This is a genomic window from Bradyrhizobium sp. CCBAU 11361 (genome assembly GCF_028128935.1).
Lineage (GTDB): Bacteria > Pseudomonadota > Alphaproteobacteria > Rhizobiales > Xanthobacteraceae > Bradyrhizobium > Bradyrhizobium niftali.
This window is the reverse complement of the sequence record NZ_LBJZ01000174.1, coordinates 1-21,577: the sequence shown is the minus strand read 5'-3', so window position 1 is coordinate 21,577 and position 21,577 is coordinate 1. Positions and strand designations below refer to the sequence as shown.

Below are 21,577 nucleotides of genomic sequence, written 5' to 3'. Positions count from 1 at the left end.
GCTGGAGGCGCCGACCTATCTCACTTCTGCCGAGGAGTTACGGCCACCCTATCTTCCGCCGTCGGCATTGATGCGCGCCAAGCAGCTCGACCGGCTGGATCGACATTGCTGCAACTTTATCGCGCATGCGCCGCTTGTCATCATTGGCTCGTCGCATCCCGAGCGCGGCCATGATGTCAGCCCCCGCGGCGACGCGCCGAGTTTTGTGCATATCTTCGATCCTCATCATCTGGCGATCCCGGACCGGCCCGGCAACAATCACCTCGATACGATGGAGAATTTGCTCGTCAATCCGGCGATCGGCCTGCTGTTCGCTTTCCGGGCATCGAGGAATTGCTGCGGGTCAATGGCACCGCGCGTCTCACGCGCTCCGAGGTCCTCCTCCAATTGAGGTCGGTCGGCGGCAAGGCGCCAAAGCTCGCGATCGTCGTGACCGTCACGGAGACGTTCCTTCATTGCACCAAGGCTCTCAAGGGCAGCCGTCTCTGGCGGGATGACTATCGGCTGGATCGCGCCAAACTGCCGTCGCTCGGACAGATGATTTCCGATCAGACCATGCCTGCCGATCTCACCGTCAAGGACATCGAGGCGCGAATCGAAACCGACGCCAAAAAGACTCTCTATTAGCGAACGAGGAATGACGGATGAAGCTGCAACTCCTTCGAAACGCAACATTGAAGCTGAATCTCGGTGGACGCACGATACTCATCGATCCGGTTTCGCGCCGAAGCACAGCCGCCCTTCTATTGCGGGACGCTCGCCAAATCCGCTGGTTGAGCTCCCCGTGAGCACCGACCAAGCCCTCGACGGCGTCGAGCTGGTTATCGTCTCGCATCTGCATTCCGATCGCTGCGCTTTGGCCGCAGCGTGATCGCGGAAGCGCGCCTCCGGATGAGACGACGGCAGGCGCGCTTGGCTCACGCGACAGCCGTTCTGATCGACAGCCCCCGCCCCGCGTGTGGGCCCGCCGGCTCAGAACTCTCCTCCAGGAGATCCAGTCTCTACCTGCTTTCCTCCGTTGCCGCTTTGCAATGGCGATCTCCATCCCGACCTACTGATGGACATGTGGAAATGTGTAGCGATCGGCGAGATAGCGGAGTATTCGCTGCGATGAGTCGATGAACCGCCAGCCATTTGCGACATCCGCATCGTCGGGTACCGGACGGGTCTGATCGAAGACGAGAATTGGAAGCGATTGGTGCTGCTCTCCGAGAAGTTCCACGATCTCGGCTCTCGGTCGCGCGAATGACAGGCGATGCACCTCAATCTGCGTTGCCAGCCCCGGAAACGATGCCAGCAAGCCTTCGATCGCGTTGCAGTGCGGGCAGACGAAGAACCGCCCCGGCTGTGCCGGATCTTCAAATCCTGGCTTCAACAGGAAGAGGCGATCTTTGCTCATTACCGGTCTCCGAAATGCCCATCACCACACCTGCGTGATTCGCGCCGAGGGTCTGCGACACTCGATTGTGCTGGCGCGGTCGATTTCGTCCCATTGTGCGCCACACATCGTAGCGCCGGATCGTAAGTGCAAATGATCCTCAGTCAATGAAATGGAAGGAGCGTTGTTTTGGCTGAATTGTACTGACCGCTTCGCGTGCCAGCGTCGATCTAGAAGGATCATCATCCAGTCGGCCATAACCGCTTCATGCTCAGTCACGCCGCCCTTGCCTGCAGGTGCCGCACGCGAGGAATCACATGCTCGGCAAAGCGCCGCATGTTCTCGTCGCCCGGCTGGAACTGAAGCATGAAGAGCTCGACGCCGATATTGTTGAATTCGAGAATCCGGCGCGCCACGTGTCATAGCTACCGACGAGCCGCGCGGAGGTCCCTCCGTTCGTTCTACCCTTGCCTCCTTGGCCGCCATCTTGAACTTCTGCGCATCGGGGTCGGCGTTGGCGACGACGCGCGCCGGGGCCGGCTTGTCCTGGTCGGCAATCGTGAACAGCTCGACGAGCTTCCTCTGGGCTTCCGCGTCGGTCTCGCGCGCGATCACGAAGGCGGACATGCCGAAGCGAATCGGCACGCCGCGGCGCGGCCTTCGCGCGACGTCCTGGATCAGCGAGCGAATGTCGTCGAGCGGCTGCCCATTCATGAAATAGACATCGGCAGCGTCTGCCGCGAGTGCGCGCGCAGCCTCGGACTCTCCGCCAAGATAGATCGTGGGACGCGAGCGGAATCTATCACCCGGACGGAGCTGATAGGACTAAGCCACCACGAGGAGGTTTCCATTCCCCCTGCACGTCCACGACCTGGGAACAACAAATCGCAATGGTTCAGCTTGGTGAACGCGTAGGTCACAGAAACGCTCACGCCGGCGGCGAACGTGTCGGGGATAGCGCGGCCCCTGGGGCTCGGTCCATGCAGTCGCCGTTCAACTTCCCTGGGCGACTTCTTTTGGCCTGGATGGTCCGTGTTCCTCGGTGTCGGGCAGCCGCTCAGGGAGTTGCCGACGCCGGAGGGGTGAATTGTGATCGCTCTTTTGGCGTCAACGATCCGCTATGGGCCCGCTCCGATCTGATCGGTCCGATCCTCGACCATAGTCACGAAGATGTGCGATTCTTCTCCGGCGCTGCCGATCTGTAACCGTCGAGCACAGATCACTCTCTGCCCGCGAACGGGGCTATCGATCGAATCGATAATGGGTTCGAGTTGCTGCTTCTGGGCAAGCAACTGCTGGTCACGCCGTTCGATCAGGTCGGCCGCCTCCGGGGAGAACAATTCGCGCGCGGTCCTGCCGACGATTTCGGCCCGCGACATGCCGATGATCTTCTCGGCGGCCTTGTTGACGAAAAGGTAACGCAAGGTGCGCGCGTCCTTGGCGATGATGCCTTCGTTAACGTTCTCGACGATGGTGGCCAGAAACCGCTCGGTCCTCTCCAACATGCGCTGGCCATGACGCAAGTCTGTGACGTCCTCCTGCACGGACACCAAACCGCCGCCATCCATCGGACGCTCGTAGATCTTGATCGTGCGGCCGTCATTTAGCGCGATCTCGTAGGCTGTCGGCTCGCGCCGGGCGATGCGATCGAGAAACGCGGTGAGATACTTGACGATGTCGCCGCTGAAAAGTCCGTTCTTGACACGATGCTGCAGGATTTTCTCCAGCGTGGAGCCAGCCCTGATCGTCTCAGGCAGATTGTAGATCCGTCGATAGTTGTTGTTCATCGCGATGACATTGGCCCTGCCGTCGAGCATGATGAGGCCTTGGGGCATGCTGTTGATCGCCGCCGACAATTGCCACCTCTTGGCCTGGTACTTATGGTTGAGCTTGTCGCGCTGGGTCATGGCGGCGTCGCGTTGCCGCGCCGTGTTGAACTCGAGCTGCTCCAGCTCCAAAATCTTTTGCACGGCATCGCGGAAGTGCTGCACGGTGCGGGCCAGATAACCGATCTCGTCGTTCCGCATCAGATGCGGCACCTCGCTCTTGATGTCTCCTGCGGCGATCCGGTCGGTTGCTTGTGTGATATCGGAGAGCCGGCCGATCACAGAGTCGCGCATGACGAGGACGTTGATCGCGGCAAGGACCAGCGCCGCGAGGCCAAGCATGAACAGGTACCAGGCCGCATAGCGGTTCTCGTCAGCAAGCTGATCGGCTTCGCGGGCTTGCTTGTCGTAGGATCGCTGCAGTGCCTCGAGGTCAGCATTGAGATTGCTGCGCACCGTGCGATTGGCGTCGTTATCGCCCCATTCACGAGCCGCGGCCGGACTGATCTCGAGCCCCCGCCGCACCAGTTCCTGCCGAAAGTCGATGAATTGCATCACTCGCTGTTTGAATGCCGCGAACAGCTCGAGATCGTCGAGTTGGACAGTCTGTTCCCAGCGCACCATCACCGCCGTGAGCTCGCTGTTGCGCTTGACCAGCTCTCCCGCGAATTGCTTCACTTTCGCCGGTTCGGTGGACATGTAGATCCCACGCGATTCCATCACGATCGCGTAGATCAGGGCGTTGACGCGCCCGATATTGACGGCGGCCGCGGCCGAATCGGCCTGCATGTGCCGATAGTTCCCCTGTAGGCGCACGGAATGGATCGACATCACCAGCAGAAATAATGTGACGATCGTCAAAAATCCGGCGATGGAATAGATTTTGTCGGCCACGCTCAGGCTATCGGAGCCACGCACAAAGCGAAGAAACCTTTGCAGCGTCTTGGTCGCAGTCCGCGCCCAAAGGCCCGCCGTCGCAGCGTTCATGATGCACCTATTCGGTCGAGAATGGCCGACAATAGGCTCGGCGGGGCTAGCGGAGACTTAACGGCCTCGCCTCGGCTTATCTTTCGAAGCGCGCCAGAGCCTTCCCGTCGCCAGCGGTTTTGAGGAGGCCAGCGCTTCGCTACGCGGGCCGTACAAGAGCGTTCCTCTCGGTACGGACCGTACAAGAGCGTTCCTCTCGGTAGGCAAAGTCTACAGCGACCGTTACCGACGATCGGCTTCGGACCGTGCTCGGCGATGATATCGCTATCTGGTCCTTGACCGCGGAAACCCGCACAACGATATCATGCGCCGTCCCGAGGATTTGGTGGAGTTCAAGCGCCACCTTCGGCGTCTATTCGACCAGATCAAGGCTGTTCATGGAGAGAATGCGTTCATCAACGTCTTTCCCGCATTGCCGAACTCAGCTTCTATCGAGGTTGGGCGTGTTCGGATGCCGAAAGCCGATCTGCCCTTGCGCATCTATGATCAGAATCGGTCGGTCGGCGGCTTCATTCCGACCTTGAAGATCACGAGCTAGCCCGCGGCAGAAATATCCGAAAGCGCCGGTTACGCGGTCATCGGACTGGTCAGCCGGTCCCAGTCCCAACCTTAGATGCGAGAGGTGCGTGAAGGCGCCATTGACGAAGGCGCTGCCGGAGCTCTGTATTGCTCGGCATCGAGCGTGCTCCAGGCACGCCGCTCAACGGATTAGATCCGCCCGCGCGAAGCCCTGCTCGCGCAGCGCATGAAATCTTGACGCTCTGGCATCTCTTGCTCGGCCAGTCGCTGGAGCCTGCAGCCGTCAGCTGACGACTCTAGCTAGAATCTAGCCGAGGCGCCGTTCTGGCAGATCGCCGATCTTCACTCGATGGCTCAACCCTCCAGTGGAGACGACGTAGCCCATCACGCCGTCTTTCGATTTGACGAATGCCAACGTAGATTGCCCAGTGGCGAACGAGATTTGTCCAGAGGCGATTTCCAACGCTGCGCTTTCTCCGGCGTAGTAATGGAGCGTGATCGGGCGTTCCGTGACCTCAATCTCCAGCGCGTAAGTGAACGTGATATCCTTCACTTGGAAGCGCTGGCTCAGAGCGTCGATGATGTAGAAGCCCTCCATCGGTGCAACGATGTGACCAGTGAGGGTCTGACGGACGGTCGGATTGCGGGCTTCCGTCGTCAGTTTGTCCACGATGAGAGATTGAATACCCTCGCCGTTGTAGGGCAAGCCATCAGCCGTATAGACGGTGGATGGATTTGCGACCTTTAGCCCGTTTTCCACCACGCGAACGTGAGCTTCGATCGCAGTGAAGTTGTAGAACTGGCCGATGATGGTGACAGTGCCAATCCATTCGAAGGATTCTGCTTCGGCCAACTCCATGCACGTCAGGTTCAGTGCCTCAGCCTTGGTGCGGGCCGTGTTTGTAAAGCCGTTTGCAGCAACTACGATGCCGTGGTGGATTCCGGTCTTCTCGCACTTTTTGGCAAAGGCCTCGATCTGAGGAACTCCCACCTTTCGCCCTTGGTCCCTACACTCAATGGCGGTGAGGTTCGGCCCGTGATGGGTACGACGGATAATAACCACGTCATGCTCGCGAAGCCGCCCGGTGTCCTTGTCGGGCAACCGTAAGGAGGAAGCCACGGTCACTCCGTCCTTGTGCGCGAACATCCGTTCCAAGAGGGCAACGAGGTTATGGAATCGCTGACCAGGTCGTTCAGAGACGGTTTCTTTCACGGCGCACATCCTATCCCCATCGTGTGAGCTTTGCACCCCAAGTCGGCAAGCCTTCGCCATCTTTCAAAAGGAGGGTCTTAGAGGGTTATGGAGTAGACATAGTCGAGGTCGTCGCGAATCTCCCGCCGACGTCGAGCGGCTTGAGCTTCGCTCGCCAAGTTCTTCATCGCGAAATCCGTCCTTCGAACCCACCCCAGAAGCCACAATTTTCGTGGTGACGAAGCGTAACGTCGGGTAACCGGTCGGAACAGCCTTTGTCGCGACACTCATTGGTTTTGCTGTCGGTCCGAACGATCGGATACAAAGGAGAACAGTGCAGCGGCGGAGAGAGTGGGAGTCAACCCCTATTGAAAAATAAGCACTTTCTGCCATCGCCGATGCTAAAACCACGGTCCTGACTACAGCTCTCTTATGGGCACTGTAGTTTCGTCAAGCCCCGCGAACGCGTGACCCTTATTCCGCCGTTTCGAACCGATTTTGAGGTGACCGGAGTTTCACGATCGGCAAGCTAACGAACGTTTTGCGGCTCTTAAACCCGTGATCTCCTTCATCGTCGAGGCCTATGGCCGCGACCCGAGTTGCCCAAGATCGCCTATTCATCTGTTCTCGAAACTGCCGCCGAGAAATTCGCAAACCTATGCGAAGAGAACCTTTTCGAGGCCAGTGACGAGCTCGTCGCGTTTTTCCTTCGGCAGCTTGTCGAGATTCTGCTGACGCCATTTGACGGCCGGCAAATCGGCTGCGGCGGGTATGCCGAGGAGACCCCAATCCGGCGCGCCGCGCTCGAACGATACAAGAAACTTCCGGTGTGCGTCCGGCATCTTGCCAACAATTTATTCAACGAGCGTCTTGCGCGCGGCGATAATGGCATCCTTGGAAACGGGCTTGTCCGTCATACCCTCGAAGCCATGGAGGAATTCATCGCTGATATCTTTTTGAGGCGAGGCAAGCACCTCGAACATCGGCCGGTCGTGGCTTAGGAGATAGACGATGAAAGCTTTGCGGATTTCATCGTGATGCCTTCATTTGGCGAGCAAATCTCGCACATCGAACAGATCGCGTGGATGCTGGCGGTCCAAAGCCGCAACGATCTTGCCGCCATAGAGATCGGCGAAAGACACGGTACGAGCCTCCGCGAATCCGAACTCTTTTTCAACGGCAGGCCGCACCGAAGTCACGACCGGCTCGAAGACGCAGCCACGCAGCACCGGTGTGACTTCAATCTTGATCTGGACATTCTGCGCGCGAACCACCAGTTTGACGATCGCGCCCTCCTTACGGGTCTCATGGACCTGCGCACCGGGGATCTTGTCTTTTACTTTGGCTGCGATGCGCTGCATGGCCGCATCGATGTCGGCGAGGGATTCGGGTCTCGGCGCTACAGGAACATAAGTCAGATCGATATCGACGGACAGACGCGGCATATCGCGGACGAACAGATTGATTGCAGTGCCCCTTTCAGGGCGAAACACTTCTCTTCGGTGACGAACGGGAGAACGCGCAGCAACAGCGCGACCTGCTTTTTGTAGATGTCAGCGAACGCCATTGAGATCTTCCGGTACCGTTATCTGATAGGTCGGGTCGAGAACGCCACCTTTGACGAGCATGCGCTTGCCGTGGCCCAGATCGACAGCCTCCTTGTTGAGCCGCTTGAGCCAGGCATGGTTGTGGCGATCGGCAAAATAGAAGAAGAGACGCTTGACCTTCACGCTCGCACAATCGTTCAGGAGCTTCTGCAAGCGGTCCGGCCGAAGGTTCGCAAGACCACCGAGCAGGGCGTCGACCTGTTCGAAACTTTCGTTGTTGGGCAATTCGTCAAGCAGTTCGAAGACGGCGCGCTCGGGCGTGGACAAGGTCAGAGGCCAGTCCCATTGCCCCCAGTTCAGTTGAGCTACGTCGCCTCCCCGAAAGGCCGTGATGTCTGTCATCTTGCCGGTTTCGACATTCCAGCGGACGCTGCTTATGCTCTTCGCGACGGGGTCGTTTTTGAAGAGCCGTCTATCATTGTGGTAGATGAATTTGACGGATAGCGGCAACTTACTGAGCCAGGATGGTGGCGGCTTGGGTCCGTAAAGATGGACGCGGGTCGTCGATTGCGGGAGATAGTGGGCATACCCTTGCAATTCGAGCGCCGTCCGTCCGCCCACGACGAGTGGGGAATAATTCAGGATGCCTTGGAGGGATATGACGACTTGTTGCCAGCTTAGTTTGTAACGCGGCCGCCGGAAGACCCCTCGGGCTGGCTGTTCAAGCCAACCACGTTGCACATACAGATGCTGGAGTTGGGTGGAGTAGCCGTGCCGCTTGAGCCAGGCAGAATCGACCACTAGCCCCTCGGGTAGGAGCTTGTCGAGCTGGTTTAAGAGTTGTCCCCTTTGTCTATCCATAGTTGATATATCGCCATATCTTCAAACCATTTGCAAGTTTGAAAAGCTCCCATAAAATCAAGCAATACTAGATTAAAATAGCATTTCTTAAACCAGGTCCCCTTCCCCGCGCCATCCTCCTCAAGTTCCAGTCGCATGAACTGTGATTTCGCGAATTTGTCCCACAGCGAGTTTGAGGATTTGCGCCGCGACCTCATAGGCCGCGAAATTGGAAAGCACTTCGAGGCTTTTCCGGAGGGGCCGGATAACGGGATCGACGGTCGACACGCCCTAGCCGACGGCACGATCACCCTGCAGGCCAAGCATTATCACCGTCCCGGGTTCGCGGCCCTGAAATGCAAAATGGCGAGCGATGGCAGTCGATCGATCGGCTGCAGGGATAGCTTCGACGGGCACGAATGCACGTACGGCGTGAGACCAGTAACTACTTGGAGGCGGGCGGCGAGCAAAGGGCGGTTGAGAAGGCCGGCGACAATGGGCTTGCCGAGGGGGCCCGGATCAGCTTCGAGCTCAAGACAGGCCCCTCGGGCAAGGTGTCCGCTGAAGCGCTGCAAATGGATGATTCCGCACGCGCCGCCTGAGGTACGGGGAAGACAATCTCGCTGCACTGTGAGTTTCGGCGGAGTGAATGTGTACCGAAAGATTAAGGAATCCACGCCCAGGCTTGCAATCTACTTAGCGAGCAACCGCAGTTGAAACATCTGAATCAATGTTGACTGTTGCGGTGAATTCAGCGCCTGAGCCTGCGCCTCGCTGAAGGAAGCGCACCTGCGAGCTTTCTAGCGCCACATCGTCGGCGCGCTATTCAACGCCGTCAGGCCAACTTGCTTGAGAACGTTGACGGACGTCTCTCCTCGGGTCGCGGCTTCCAGGATTTTGGAGGCGACGTGTGTTCTGGCGCCGGTCTCATGAAGCGAAAGATCCTTGCAAACTTCATCCAGAACCGCGCGCAGAAGGGTGGTGGTTTCGGAGTCGAACATGCGAGGTCTCCTCCAATCCGACAATGACCTTAGCGGAACTCGCGTGTGGCGAGATACAACTACGTTAATAGAATTGCCATCGTGCAGAGGATTTAGCGGCTCACCTTCCTTGTTACGCGATCATAAGGCGGGCGGGCTTCGCGCCATCGAACTTGTAGCTGAGGCGACTGGGGCGCCTGCGCTACAGGACCGCATCATCCAGAACGGTTCGAAGTCGGATTCGGAAAGCGGCGCGTGACGCTGAGCCCAGCGTTCGCGGGGCCCAGCGCCCAATAGCGCGGCGCATTTCGGCCTATTCTCCGCCCTCGTAGAACAGCTCGAGCGGCAGGCCGACCAGCGCCTTACCGATCCAGTCCCGAGCAATCACGTTTGATGGTCCCATGGCGATGGCTGCCCGCGCGTCACGGAAGGCGCGCTCGATCGGGCCGCGGTGGTAACCGTAACCTCCCGTGACCGTGAGTGCTGCTGCTGCGACCTTATTCGCAACCTCGGCTGCATGGACCTTGAACTCGGTCAGAGGGATTAGGATCTCGCTCTGCGGCTTACCGGCCCGCCAGAGCTCATCCAGCCTTGCCGCGAGCTCCAGGCGCCACGGCCGCAAGGTCTCGACCAACACCTTGGCCGCACCGAGCTCCTGCCGGATCGCTTGATAGTCGGACAGACTCTTGTTTCGGTCCCTGTGAACGAAACTCGTGGCGTGCTTGACGGCTGCGTTCAACGCGCCGCGGGCCACGCCTTCCCAAACCGCACCGAGGCCGATCAGATAGACCGGGGATACGCCATCATATATGATCTCCTTCCCCTGCCCCTCAGTGCCGAGCCGGTCACGCTGCGGCACCCGTACGTTGCTGTAGCGGATCGGGCCCGAGTGATTGCCGCGAACACCGAGCGCATCCCAAGGCTTGGAGTCGATGCCCTCAGACTTGCCGTCGACAATGAAGAAGACGATGTCGGCCTGGTCCTTCGCGCCTGGGGTGCGCGTCTGCACGACATAGAAGTCGGCCTGGCCGGAGCTTGTCGTGAACGACTTTTCGGCGTTGAGAAGATAATTGTCGCCGTCGCGCGATGCCTCGGAGAGATTATACCACCAGTGTCCACCAGTCGCACGTTCGCTGGTCGAGTATGTCCCAAGCAAAGCGCCATTGTTGGCCTTGAGCCAACGCTCCTTCTGGTCATCGTTACCAAACAGATTGATCGTCTGAGCCGCGCCGACATGCATGACGTAGACGAGGCCGGTCGACGCATCGGACTGTCCGATGCGGTAAGCGGCTTCGGCAAAATCGACATGCCCAAGACCAAGGCCACCGAAGCGTGTTTCGTTCAGCACGCCGGTCCAGCCGGCTTCCGCCAATGCCCTCAGATTCTCTCTTGGAAAACGGCTTTCGAGATCGTTGCGATCGGCATTGACCTTGACGGTCGCATCGATCGCGGCATCCAGCCGGGAATAGATGTCAGAATCGATCTTGCGCGCCAGATTGTCGTTAGCCATTGGTCATTCTCCCCTGTGTTCGTCAAAGTGTGGCAGCGGCATGGATAAGCGGTTTATCGGCGACGTCGGTTTGCGGTGAACCGCCGAGGTAAAGGGCCCTGATGTCGTCGCGGCTGCGCAATTCGACTGACGAGCTGGACAGCACGCTGCGGCCGCTCTCAAGCACGACGGCATGGTCGGCAAAGCGCAGCGCGACCGTCGAATTCTGTTCCGCGACCAGGATTGAGAGCCCCTGCTCGCTATTAAGCTGCTTCAGCGCTCGGAAAATGCCTTCGACGACGAGCGGCGCGAGCCCCATCGACGGCTCGTCGAGCACCAGGAGTCGTGGCCGCGACATCAATGCGCGACCGATCGCCGTCATTTGCTGCTCGCCGCCCGATGTGAGCCCCGAGGTCGACTTGCGATGATCCTTCAGTCGTGGGAAGAGCTCATAGATTTCGTCAAGATCGGCACGGATCACGCGAGACTTTGCGTCTCGGCCAATAGCACCGGTGATAAGGTTCTCTTCCACGGTCAGCGAGGGGAAGCAATGCCGGCCTTCGAGCACGGGAACGAGCCCGGCCCGGACCAGCTTCGCGGGCGATGTGGATACGATGTCGCGGCCGTCAAAAAGAATCCGCCCGGCGGCCACTTGGCCACGCCGAGCCGGCAGCAGCGCCGAGATCGCCTGGAGCGTCGTCGACTTGCCGGCTCCGTTGGCGCCGAGCACGGCGACGATTTCGCCACGTCGAACCGCAAACGATACGTCGTTTACGGCGCGAATGGCGTGGTTGTAGGTTGCCGCCAACGCTTCGACCGAAAGCAGAACGTCACTCATGCCCGGATTCACCCTGTCTGAAAACTGCGGGAGCCGAGGCTTCCGCAGTAACCGAAGCGTTGCCTTGCGCTACTGGCTCACCGGTTCATCGCCGGAGCTACGAATCTTGATGTTGTGCTCCTTCGCATAAGCGGCGGACGACTTCTCGATGATGGGCCGCAGGGACGCCCAATCCGGCGCAATCCAGTCCGAGACCACCTTCCATTTGCTGCCATCCCACTGCTGGAAAGTGACGCGGCCATCCCCTTCGTGATTGTCCCAGGTGACGTTGATCGAATGGAACAGGCCCTTGGCGCCCAGCGCCTCCACCCGCCCCGGATCGAGCGCCAGGTGCTCAAAGCCCCAGCGGACCTCGTCACCGGTCAAGGTACGCTTGCCGAACTTTGCCTGCGCAATCCGGACAGCTTCCACATTGAGGATACCGTTCACGATTCCGAGGTTGTGATAGACGCTGCCGATGCGCTTCTTGTCGTCGAGATTGCCTTTGTTCGCGCCATAGACGGTCTTGATCACCTCCTGGAGCACCGGATATTCGGCGCCGGAGGTCTGGGTCGTGATCGCGATATATCCCTTGGCGGCGTCACCGGCGGGAATGACATCCTCCTCGGAGTTGGACCAAACGTTGCCGATGATGTGGTCGGCGGGGAAACCGACCTTCTGCGCGGTCTTGAGCGCCACCGGATTCATCACGCCCCAGCCGCGCAACACCACGTAGTCTGGCTTTGCCCGGCGGATCGAGAGCCATTGCGACTGCTGCTCATTGCCCGGGTGCGGGACCTCGATCTGTTCCACCTCAAAGCCGTATTTGTCTGCCAGGAGCTTGTAGATCGGGATCGTCTCCTTGCCGTACGGCGAGCCATGATAGAGCACGACGATCTTTTTGCTCTTGAGCTTTTCCGCGCCTCCTTCCCTGGAGGCAATGTAGTTCACGATGCCGGACGTCTCGCTGTAGGGATTGAGCAGCAGCGGAAAGACGTAAGGGAACACGCGGCCATCGGTCGAATCAGTACGACCATGGTTGACGGTGATCAGTGGCACCCTGTCCTTGGTGATGCGGTCGATCATGGCGTAAGCGATGCCAACCGAAAGCGGATTCCACGCCGCAATCCCGGGACGGCTCTTCAGCCGCTCATAGACTTCGACGCCGCGTTCCACCTCGTACTGCGTCTCACCTTCATCCCAGGTGAGCTTGACGCCATTGACGCCGCCATCGCGGATGTTGATGAGGTTGAGATAGTCGATGAAGCCGCCAAAGAACCCGGTACCGCCGGCGGCGTAGGGACCAACGCGATAGCTCTGCAGCGGGAAGAACTGTTCGTCGGCGTGCACCGCCAACGTACTAGCGAGGCCTACGGCGAGCGCCGCGCCCATAGTCACTTTCAAACGTCTGAACATGTTCATTACAAGCTCCTTTGGGGTAAGCAACTCTCAAGTCGGGATCGCGGGGCGCCTGGCGGTCCGGATGGCGGGCGCGGTCCCACAGCGCGATCAGCCCGCGCGGCTCTGCGATCAGAAAAGCAATGATGAGCGCTCCGATCACGATGCGCTGACTCATCTCGAGAACACCCGAATCGAACACGTTGCCGAGCAACGCGGCGCCGATCCGCGACAGCAGGAGCGGGAACACGACGATGAAGGCGGCGCCGATGAAGGAGCCGCGCAGCGAGGCAAGGCCCCCAATGATGATGATGAACAGGATCTGGAAAGATCGATCCAGATTGAATCCGGCCGGCTCGACCGTGCGCAAATATGCGAATGCCCAGAGCACGCCGGCAACACCGATGATGAAGGACGAAAGGGCAAAGGCGAGCAGCTTGGTGCGCAAGAGCGGTACGCCGATCACCTTGGCCGCGATCTCATGGTCGCGCACCGCGATGAAGTTGCGGCCGGATTGAGAACGCAACAATCGCAGCGTCAGCAGGGTCAAAACGACCACGATCGTCAGCGAGAAAACGTAACGTTCCGCGGGGCTCGTGAACGTAATGCTGCCGATACTGAGAATCGGCGCGTCGATTACCCCTGATGGATTGTCGTTGGAGAACCAGCTGAACTTGGTCAGCGCCCACTGTACGAAGAACTGCGCGGCGAGCGTCGATACCGCGAGATAGAACCCGCGCAGCCGCAGGCTCGGTAGCCCAAATATGATGCCGATGACCGCTGCGACACCCCCGGCCAGCACCAGGTCGATGAGCAGCGGCAATGTGGGGATGCGAAGATGAAGATTATAGGCGGCGTAGGCGCCGACAGCGAGGAAGGCGGCCGAGCCGAGCGAGACCTGACCGGCATAACCGGTCAGGACGTTGAGCCCCACGGCCGCAAGTGACAGCGCCAGGAACGGCGTGAGCACGGCGTCGAGCAGATAGTCCGTCCCCGCGAGAGGAACGATGCCGTAGGCGGCCACAATCACCAGGCCGATCCACAGCACCTCACCGGAGACCCAGCGCGATTTAGCAGGAGTGAGGGCCAGCATGACTTACACCCTCTCCACCAGCTTCTGCCCGAACAGGCCCGATGGCCGGATCAGCAGGAGCGCCAGTGCCGCGACATAGGCGGCCCAGGCCTCGATGCCGCCGCCAAAGAACGGTCCGACATAGACCTCAGCCAACTTTTCGATTGCGCCCACCAAAAGACCACCGACAATCGCACCGGCGATCGAGTCGAACCCGCCGAGGACCAAGACTGGAAGCGCCTTCAGGACGACGAGCGACAGCGAGAACTGCACGCCGAGCCGCGCGCCCCACAGCAGCCCACCGACCAGGGCGACGATCCCCGCCACGGTCCAAACGGCAGCCCAGACCCGTGGCAATCGCAGGCCGACCGCAAGCGCTGCAAATTGATCATCGGCAACGGCGCGAAACGACAGCCCAGTGCGGGTATAGCGAAAGAAGAGTGCAAACAGCGCGACCAGGCTGCCCGCGACCGCCGCCGCAAACAGGTCGAAGCGACTGATCAGCACGCCGGCCACCTCGAACGGGGTGTCGCTGATGCCGATGTCGAGGCCATGAACCTGCGTGCCCCACAGAAGCTGGGCTGCTCCGTCGATGACGTACGAAAGCCCGAGGGTCGCCATGAACAGGGTGATCGGCGGTTGGTTGACCAGCGGCCGCAGCACCGCGCGCTCGGTGGCGATGCCCAATACGACCATGATGACCAGCGTCGCTGCCAGTGCGGCAACGAATGGCGCGCCGCGCTCGACGAGGCTGACGAAGGTCAGGGCCGCGAACAAAAGCATCGCGCCTTGTGCGAAGTTAAGAACGCCGGAGGTCTTGTAGATCAGCACGAACCCGATCGCGACAAGGGAGTACATCACTCCCGAAAGCAGGCCACCGATCAGCACCTCAATCAGAAACTGGTAATCGAACATCGGATCGCAAGCTCCGTATCGTCCTCATGTGCGACGCCGAGATAAGCGTCGATCACCGCAGGATCGGCGCGGATTCGGTCGGGCGTGCCGTCGGCAATCTTTCGTCCGTAATCGAGCACGGCCACGCGATCGGACAGGCCCATCACCACGCCGATGTCATGCTCGATCAGGACGATTGCTGCGCCGAAACTGTCGCGGGCGTTGCGCACATGCTGCGACAGCTCCCGCTTCTCGGTAAGAGTCACGCCTGCGAACGGCTCGTCCAGCAGTAGGAGCCTCGGCTGAGCAACCAGCGCCCGCGCCAGCTCGACGCGCTTCTGCGCTCCGTAAGGGAGCGTTCCAGCAAGACGGTCACGAACCTCAGCAAGATGCAGGAAGCCGATTACTTCTTCGGCGACCGCGCGATTCTCCGCCTCGATCCGTCGCGCCAGTGGCGAGCCGACGATCTGCCGCAAAAAACCCGTACGGACGCGATGCGCTAGCCCCATCAGCACATTGTCGAAGACGGAAAGTCCCCTGAAGAGCACCAGATTCTGGAACGTCCGCGCCACGCCAAGCGCTGCAAGCTTCGACGTCGGCACATCACGAAAGGAGTGCTCGCCAAACCACACCTTCCCGCGGTCGGGCCGGTAAAGCCCAGTGACGATGTTGAGGAGCGAGCTCTTGCCGGCGCCGTTCGGTCCGATCACTGCCAGGATCTCGCCCTGGGCGACTTCCAGATCGACCTCGCGTAGCGCTGCGACGCCGCCGAATGTCAGCGAAATGTTCGCAAGTCCGAGCGCCGGCCCCGCGATCGTTCTGACGACGCGCTCGTTATTGAGCTCTGTCACGTCATCGCGCTCTCGGGACCCTGCACGGATCTGTTCGTCTGCAGGAACCTCCTCCAGACGAAGCACGCCCGCTCCTGTCGCAATCCCCGCCACTTCGCTGTCTCTCCTCAGGCCTATTCGGCGGCCTGAACGCGCACGGGCGTCCTCGCCTCGAGCTCGCGGACCCGCGGGATCACATGCTTGCCGAAATATTCGACCTCCTCCTGGAAGTGCAGGAAGCCGAGCAGGATCAGGTCGGCACCGGCGCGCTTGAGCTCAATGATGCGCTCGGCGACTTGTTGCGGCGTGCCGATCAGATTGGAACGAAAGCCATCGTTGTACTGAACGAGATCCTGGAAGGTGGATTTGGCCCAATTGCCCTCGCGCTCGGGGCTGGCATTGCCGGCATTCTGGACCTCATGGTGGAAGCCGCCCACCGCCTCCGGGATCGCCTTATCAAGGATCTCCTGGAGGAGATCCTTGGCCTCCTTTTCTGTCTGCCGAACGATGCCGAATGCGTTGATGCCGATCTTGGTTCGCCAGCTCTTGCCGAACGTCTTTTCCTTGCTCCTGATGTCGTCGACTTGCGTCTTCAGGCCGTCAGGCGTGTTACCGTTCGTAAAATACCAATCGGACACGCGGGCGGCCATGTCGCGGGCCGCACGCGAGGAGCCGCCCTGGAAAATCTCAGGCAGCGGATCGAACGGCTTCGGCTTGAGCGAATAGTCGTTGAACCGATAGAAGTCGCCCTTGAGCGTGAAACTCTCCTGCGTCCAGATCCCGCGCAACGCGTTGATGAACTCCTCCGAGCGGCGATAACGCTCGTCGTGGTCGAGCCAGGGCTCGCCGATCGCATGGAATTCGCCGCGGAACCAGCCCGAGACAACATTGACCGCAACGCGCGCATTGGTGAGCTGGCTGATGGTTGCAATCTGCTTTGCGGCCAATGCTGGATTCCATGGGCCGGGAAGGAGAGCAGCGATCACTTTGAGCTTTTCGGTCGCGGCGAGCAGCGCGTGTGAAAAACTGACCGATTCGTGCTGCTTGTCAGCGCCGTAGCCCGCTGTGAAGCGGATCTGGCTCAGCGCGTAGTCGAAGCCGGCCTTCTCGGCCATCTGGGCGAGCTTGCGATTGTAGTCGATGTCCCAGCTGGTACGTTGCTCGATCGAGGAGATGACGAGGCCGCCGGACACGTTCGGCACCCAGTAAGCAAATCTGATCGGATTGTTGTTCGCAGACATCTTGCTTGTCCCTTGAAAATCGCACGGCAGCGAAATAGCCGGCGGCTTGAGTCCGGCAGCACCATGCGACCACGCCGATCGAGACGAGCGAGTGCGGACGCTGCTGCTCGAGCGGCCTTTTAGGTTGGTGATTTCGAGGAGCTAGAGCGATCTCAGTTCAGATCGCGCTTGCGCATTGAGACGCCACTCAGGAACGACACGAACACAACTTATCGACAAGCTCGCGCATGATCGAATGCATGACCTTGTCAAAGATGTTGTTGCGCATCATCAGCGCTCCTGACTGGCACCATTGCCTGATGACCAATCCTCTCAAAGATTGTTCGACCATGCGAGTCCAAGACGCACTATTTTTCGTCGCGCGGAGATAATCAGCTTCCTTTTTTTTCGCCGCGCACGCATCGTTTGTTGCTGTGCAGGCGTGGCTAATCATCGCATCGCCGCAAAGAAGCCCTTTCAATGGTCGCGGCCGTTTCGGGCGCTACCAGTATGGTACCTTGCACTTGATTCTGCGACTTCGGCGATTTGTTGGAATAGTTTTATTACATTCGCCGGCATCTGAGACCACTGCACTCCCCGCAAATAGCTGGAGAGCTTGAATTCGCAATTTAGATGAACGGACCACTGTTCTACAGTCGAACATGCAAACACCTTAGCACCCAGGGGAATACTGACGAGCGGCCCACGCACGATCGCACCCCACACTGTCCTGCCTCTCAAGGAAGATCCGCTACCCGTCGCGACAACGACCTTTCCAGGAAGATGAAATCGCGCGCCTGCTCGACCATCGGAGCGGATCTTCAGGCCGTTGGGCCAGCCGTCATATTCGGCGACCAAGGACCAGACTCCATCCGGTGCAATCGGGAAAATGCGGCCGAACGGAATATCGACGACATAAAGATTGCCGGCGGCATCGAATGCCGGCCCCTCGATGAAGCAATCCACCGGCTTGCCGCCGCGGTTGGCATCGGCCCAGTCCGAGCGAACGCCTGGACGTCGAAACTCCGCCGGCATCGCCGAGAAGACGCGGGTCTCGACGCGCTGTGGCGGTGTGTCGAGATACATCATGGCGTATCGCTCAACGCGCGGCGCGGCTGGCCTTCATACTTGTAGGCAAACTGCTTGGGCATCGGCCCCTTGTTGCGGTCCTTGCGTCCGGTCTGCTCCCAGGCGTGCGCCAGGATGCCGACCGCGCGCGACAGGCAGAACACACCCCGCGCGAGCGGCGGCGCAAAGCCGAGCTCGCCATAGATGACGGCGGTGGCTCCATCGATGTTCATCGGGATCAGCTTGCCCTTGCGTTGCCGCATCACGCGTTCGATGGCGCGGCCTGCGGCGGCATAGCGCCCAGCGACACAGCCTTCAGCCATAACCGCATCCACCAGCGCCAGCAGCGGCGCGGCACGCGGATCGACCGGATGAAAGCGGTGGCCGAAGCCCGGCAGATACTTGCCGCGGGTCGCGGTGAAATGATCGATGGCCGCACCTGCCGCGGCGTCGATCTCCTGGGTTTCGGTCCGCCGCAACAGGTCGTCATAAAGCTCGACGGCCTGCTCGCCCGCGCCGCCATGGACGTCGTCAAGCGTGTTGATGGCGGAGGCCATCGCGCCGTTCAGCGGCAGGCCGCAGCTCACCGCCATCTGGGCGATCGCGATCGACGGCGCATGCGGGCCGTGATCGACGGACGCAACCAGCGCGGCCTGGAGCAGCCGCTCCTGCGCCACTGAGGGCAGTTCTCCGCGCAGCATCAGCCAGATCATCGCCGGAAACGAGATCCGGCCGATCAGATCCTGGATCGGATAACCCCGATAGGCGATGCGCCCGGGAGCGACGTCACAGATCGACGTCCGCCACCACTGCGCGGCTGCGTCTCGCAATGCGGTTTCATCGCTCATGGTTCCCTCCAGTGGTTCGCCCTACCGTTTTGCCTGCAACCGCTCCGCTGGCCACGAGTTCAGCGATGGCCTCTGCGGAATAGCCGAGCCGCTGCAGCCATCGCTCCGTGTCTGCTCCGAGTGTGGGAGGTGGTGACGGCACCGGAAACTCCTCATTTAGCCGGAAGCCCGGCCGCGTGATTCGTAGTGGCTGCGCGCCGGCCTGTTCCGGGGGCAACGTCTCGACAAAGCGGCGGTCGAGCAGCTGCGGCTGCCGCAATATCTGAGCGACCGTCAGCACGCAGCCCGCGGGAACACCGGCCGCATTCATTTGCAGCTCCCATTCTTCAGCGGGCTTGCGGCTCAGCGCCTCGTTCAATTCCGCATTCAGCGCCGCACGGTTTACCTTACGCATCTCGCGCTTTGCGAAGCGTGGATCCGTCTTCAGCTCCGGTCGGCCGATCAGGTCGCATAGGGCTTGGTACTGTTTCTGCTCGTTGGCGGAGATGTTCAACGGGCCTGTTTCCGTGCTGAACGTGCCCGAGGGAGCCGCGGTGAAGTTCTCGTTGCCCATCGGCTGCGGCTCGACGCCGGCGTTCAGGTAGTTGGAGACCACCCATCCCATCGCTGCAACGGTGGCTTCGAGCAGAGACACGTCGATGAAGCGACCACGGCCGGTCCGCCGCTGTTCGACCAGAGCCGCGCTAATGGCAAAGGCGGCCGTGAGCCCCGCGATCGTGTCCGAGATCGGAAAGCCGGTGCGCAGCGGCGCCGAGGCTGTATCACCGGTGACGCTCATGGCGCCAGAGAGGCCCTGGACGATCTGATCATAGGCCGGACGGGCCGACCACGGCCCGCTGTGTCCGAAACCGGAGATGGCGCAATAGACGAGAAGCGGGTTGTGCTTGCAGAGCACGTCAAAGCCGAGACCAAGCCGTTCCATCACCTTCGGCCGGAAGTTTTCGAGCACCACGTCGGCTTCAGTGACGAGCCGCAAGAACACCTCGCGGCCTGATTCCGACTTCAAGTCCAGCGCCACCGATTGCTTGCCAGCATTCACGGCGACAAAGGAGAGGCCCTGCAAGCGCTCCGCCCTTTGCGGATCGGAGCCGAGGCGCCGCGCCAGGTCGCCGCCGTTCGGATTTTCGATCTTGATCACCTCGGCACCGAGACGCGAGAGATGATAGCCGCAGAACGGACCAGCCAGCACGTTGGAGAGGTCGAGGACGCGGATGCCAGTGAGCGGCAGAGACATTCCAATCCCCCTTACTTCAGCTGCTGTGCGGCGTGCTCGGCGAAGCGGTTGGTGAAGGTCTTGGCGAGATCGATCCTGGCGGCCGCAATCTTGGGGTCGTAGTCGCTGAGGACCGCGAGCGGCACCTTGGCGGCCAGCGCCGCTACGCTGTCCGCGATTTAGCGAAACTGCTGTCCCGTTTTTGCGAAATATGCACCATCCCATACCTCCGTCCAAGCCGGAGGCTTCTTTCGCACAGCTATACCGATCCCGAAGCAAGGGGTCCGGCTAAGCGCCTACCCTTGACATGGCATCCCCATCGTTCATTCAAAGTTCCTTCATTCTAGGAGAAGCCGTTAATGCTGAGAGTGCGACAGAATCTGTACGTTATCCGGCGCCCAAGAAAATTCGGAGAAATTCATGCTTTGGGTCTATTAAGAGTCCCGATCAAGGCCGTTGAAATGGCCCGACCCAGAACTTGGCGGTTTTCCGGGACATTCATCATAGTCACATGGTCGCCTGGAATTGGCACGGCATGAATGGCCTCCGCACTTAAAATCCGGTCCCAACCCCGCAAAGGCGAACTTGCTTCTGGACCTAGCGAAGTTTTTCGAGAACGTGTCCGACGGCTAAGAGGCCGGTTCGCGTAGAATTGGTGTACCTCAACCGGAAGGGACGGAACTTGATACAAGGCCAGCGCCCGTTGGAACTGCGTGGCCCTTTCATACGTCAGAATGTCATTGCGGAGATCACGATCCAGAGGGATCGCCCCAATTCTCTGAGCCTTTTCAAGCAGTCGGGAAATTGAATTTTGTCCAGCGAAGCGGTCGAGAATTTCGAACTTCTCGTCATCTAATTCGAGAGATTCCAGCAGTACTTCTTGTATCATTTGGGTGGGTGATGTCCTTGATGCATTTGCAAATAAAACAACGTCAATTAGGCCGATGAAGGAAACAGCTTCGTTGAGCTTTAGTAGCTGCTGCGCAATTGCATAAGCCAAGATTCCTCCTGATGAGTATCCAGAGAACCGATATGGACCTCGCGGCTGGATCTCGCGAATCGCCATGCTAGCTTGCGAGGCGATCTCTTGAAGAGTTGGAAATTGAGCTGCACTGAATTGCGGCCACGGCAAACCGTAGACAGGACAGTCGACATCCATTTCTTGCGCCAAACTGGGGATATAGGAGCAATCGCCCAAACCTGTGGGAACAAAGAACAGCGGTGGCCGCGATCCGGCTTCTCGAGCACAAATCGCTCCCGAATAGCTGGGCTGTGGCGCCACATGAACTTTCGATGCAAGTTCCTTTAGAACGGGGGCTTGAAAGAGGTCGGCGGCACTGAACTTAAGCCCAAGATCGACTGCGCGACTGAGCAATTGCACAGCCAGCAGTGAGTGGCCGCCCAGTTCGAAAAAGTGGTCGTGACGTCCGACCCGCTCCAGTCCCAGAAGCTCGGCCCA

At 59.9% G+C, this 21,577-nt stretch carries 23 protein-coding genes and 1 pseudogene; 5 read left to right on the top strand and 19 right to left on the bottom strand.

Annotated features, from left to right (window positions below; translation table 11 throughout):
* Positions 1-70 precede the first annotated feature (70 nt).
* Genes XI08_RS19950 through XI08_RS19940 form a run of 3 tightly spaced genes read left to right on the top strand, consistent with a single transcriptional unit; the run spans position 71 to position 871 of the window.
* A complete protein-coding gene (locus tag XI08_RS19950; RefSeq protein WP_271575036.1) occupies positions 71-391 on the top strand; it encodes a pyridoxamine 5'-phosphate oxidase family protein in 321 nt (106 codons plus the stop codon).
* Positions 388-627 carry a hypothetical protein gene (locus tag XI08_RS19945; RefSeq protein WP_271575037.1) on the top strand — a complete coding sequence of 80 codons (240 nt, stop codon included), beginning with the start codon at positions 388-390 and terminating at the stop codon, positions 625-627. Before XI08_RS19950 ends, XI08_RS19945 begins: the two co-directional genes overlap by 4 nt.
* 10 nt (positions 628-637) lie before the next feature.
* Entirely contained in the window at positions 638-871 is a 234-nt protein-coding gene (locus tag XI08_RS19940; RefSeq protein ID WP_271575038.1) for a hypothetical protein, read from the top strand.
* Between the two features lie 180 nt (positions 872-1,051).
* Here XI08_RS19940 and XI08_RS19935 read toward each other — a convergent pair whose 3' ends face one another.
* From XI08_RS19935 to XI08_RS19925, 3 genes are all read right to left on the bottom strand, one after another.
* A complete protein-coding gene (locus tag XI08_RS19935; RefSeq protein WP_271575039.1) occupies positions 1,052-1,399 on the bottom strand; it encodes a DUF3088 domain-containing protein in 348 nt (115 codons plus the stop codon).
* Positions 1,400-1,420: 21 nt separating this feature from the next.
* Positions 1,421-2,158, bottom strand: a complete 738-nt coding sequence (locus XI08_RS19930; protein WP_271575054.1) for an LLM class flavin-dependent oxidoreductase — start codon at positions 2,156-2,158, stop codon at positions 1,421-1,423.
* Positions 2,159-2,496: 338 nt separating this feature from the next.
* Complete coding sequence (locus XI08_RS19925; RefSeq protein WP_271575040.1) at positions 2,497-4,065, bottom strand: PAS-domain containing protein; 1,569 nt, start codon at positions 4,063-4,065, stop codon at positions 2,497-2,499.
* Positions 4,066-4,495: 430 nt separating this feature from the next.
* Here XI08_RS19925 and XI08_RS19920 point away from each other — a divergent pair, with 430 nt between their 5' ends.
* The gene (locus XI08_RS19920; protein WP_271575041.1) at positions 4,496-4,729 is read left to right on the top strand and encodes an SAVED domain-containing protein; all 234 of its coding nucleotides are present in this window, start codon (positions 4,496-4,498) and stop codon (positions 4,727-4,729) included.
* A gap of 288 nt (positions 4,730-5,017) precedes the next feature.
* On the opposite strand, the gene XI08_RS19915 is transcribed toward XI08_RS19920, so the two are convergent.
* A complete protein-coding gene (locus tag XI08_RS19915; RefSeq protein ID WP_271575042.1) occupies positions 5,018-5,923 on the bottom strand; it encodes a restriction endonuclease in 906 nt (301 codons plus the stop codon).
* A gap of 578 nt (positions 5,924-6,501) precedes the next feature.
* On the opposite strand from XI08_RS19915, the gene XI08_RS46050 reads away from it, so the two are divergent.
* Complete coding sequence (locus XI08_RS46050; protein WP_333927425.1) at positions 6,502-6,903, top strand: hypothetical protein; 402 nt, start codon at positions 6,502-6,504, stop codon at positions 6,901-6,903.
* Positions 6,904-6,945: 42 nt separating this feature from the next.
* Here the strand turns inward: XI08_RS46050 and XI08_RS46045 are convergent, their stop codons facing one another.
* The 15 genes and pseudogenes from XI08_RS46045 to XI08_RS19840 all read right to left on the bottom strand — a co-directional run.
* The gene (locus XI08_RS46045) at positions 6,946-7,395 is read right to left on the bottom strand and encodes a nucleotidyl transferase AbiEii/AbiGii toxin family protein (protein ID WP_333927427.1); all 450 of its coding nucleotides are present in this window, start codon (positions 7,393-7,395) and stop codon (positions 6,946-6,948) included.
* A gap of 60 nt (positions 7,396-7,455) precedes the next feature.
* Positions 7,456-8,310 (bottom strand): type IV toxin-antitoxin system AbiEi family antitoxin domain-containing protein, encoded by an 855-nt coding sequence (locus XI08_RS19905; protein ID WP_271575043.1) that lies wholly within the window; start codon positions 8,308-8,310, stop codon positions 7,456-7,458.
* A 779-nt stretch (positions 8,311-9,089) separates the two neighbouring features.
* Positions 9,090-9,290, bottom strand: a complete 201-nt coding sequence (locus tag XI08_RS19900) for a hypothetical protein (protein ID WP_271565763.1) — start codon at positions 9,288-9,290, stop codon at positions 9,090-9,092.
* Positions 9,291-9,582: 292 nt separating this feature from the next.
* Positions 9,583-10,779: an acyl-CoA dehydrogenase family protein gene (locus XI08_RS19895; RefSeq protein WP_271575044.1), complete on the bottom strand. Its 1,197-nt coding sequence runs from the start codon at positions 10,777-10,779 to the stop codon at positions 9,583-9,585.
* A gap of 22 nt (positions 10,780-10,801) precedes the next feature.
* Positions 10,802-11,596, bottom strand: a complete 795-nt coding sequence (locus XI08_RS19890) for an ABC transporter ATP-binding protein (protein WP_271575055.1) — start codon at positions 11,594-11,596, stop codon at positions 10,802-10,804.
* 69 nt (positions 11,597-11,665) lie between these two features.
* On the bottom strand, positions 11,666-12,997 hold the full coding sequence (locus tag XI08_RS19885) for an ABC transporter substrate-binding protein (protein WP_271575045.1): 1,332 nt from the start codon (positions 12,995-12,997) through the stop codon (positions 11,666-11,668).
* On the bottom strand, positions 12,936-14,066 hold the full coding sequence (locus XI08_RS19880; protein WP_271575046.1) for a branched-chain amino acid ABC transporter permease: 1,131 nt from the start codon (positions 14,064-14,066) through the stop codon (positions 12,936-12,938). The genes XI08_RS19885 and XI08_RS19880 overlap by 62 nt, the downstream gene beginning before the upstream one ends.
* A gap of 3 nt (positions 14,067-14,069) precedes the next feature.
* On the bottom strand, positions 14,070-14,960 hold the full coding sequence (locus XI08_RS19875; RefSeq protein WP_271575047.1) for a branched-chain amino acid ABC transporter permease: 891 nt from the start codon (positions 14,958-14,960) through the stop codon (positions 14,070-14,072).
* Entirely contained in the window at positions 14,939-15,790 is an 852-nt protein-coding gene (locus XI08_RS19870; RefSeq protein WP_442869825.1) for an ABC transporter ATP-binding protein, read from the bottom strand. The genes XI08_RS19875 and XI08_RS19870 overlap by 22 nt, the downstream gene beginning before the upstream one ends.
* 113 nt (positions 15,791-15,903) lie before the next feature.
* Positions 15,904-17,010 carry a dimethylsulfone monooxygenase SfnG gene (sfnG, locus tag XI08_RS19865; RefSeq protein ID WP_271575048.1) on the bottom strand — a complete coding sequence of 369 codons (1,107 nt, stop codon included), beginning with the start codon at positions 17,008-17,010 and terminating at the stop codon, positions 15,904-15,906.
* A 187-nt stretch (positions 17,011-17,197) separates the two neighbouring features.
* The gene (locus XI08_RS19860) at positions 17,198-17,470 is read right to left on the bottom strand and encodes a hypothetical protein (protein WP_271575049.1); all 273 of its coding nucleotides are present in this window, start codon (positions 17,468-17,470) and stop codon (positions 17,198-17,200) included.
* Between the two features lie 320 nt (positions 17,471-17,790).
* Positions 17,791-18,078, bottom strand: a pseudogene (locus XI08_RS19855) (SMP-30/gluconolactonase/LRE family protein); the annotation flags it as partial.
* Positions 18,075-18,905: a citryl-CoA lyase gene (locus XI08_RS19850; protein ID WP_271575050.1), complete on the bottom strand. Its 831-nt coding sequence runs from the start codon at positions 18,903-18,905 to the stop codon at positions 18,075-18,077. The pseudogene XI08_RS19855 and the gene XI08_RS19850, both read right to left, overlap by 4 nt.
* Positions 18,895-20,139 (bottom strand): CaiB/BaiF CoA transferase family protein, encoded by a 1,245-nt coding sequence (locus XI08_RS19845; protein WP_271575051.1) that lies wholly within the window; start codon positions 20,137-20,139, stop codon positions 18,895-18,897. Before XI08_RS19845 ends, XI08_RS19850 begins: the two co-directional genes overlap by 11 nt.
* A 397-nt stretch (positions 20,140-20,536) precedes the next feature.
* The coding region (locus tag XI08_RS19840; RefSeq protein WP_271575657.1) for a thioesterase domain-containing protein at positions 20,537-21,577 on the bottom strand (1,041 nt) is incomplete at its 5' end.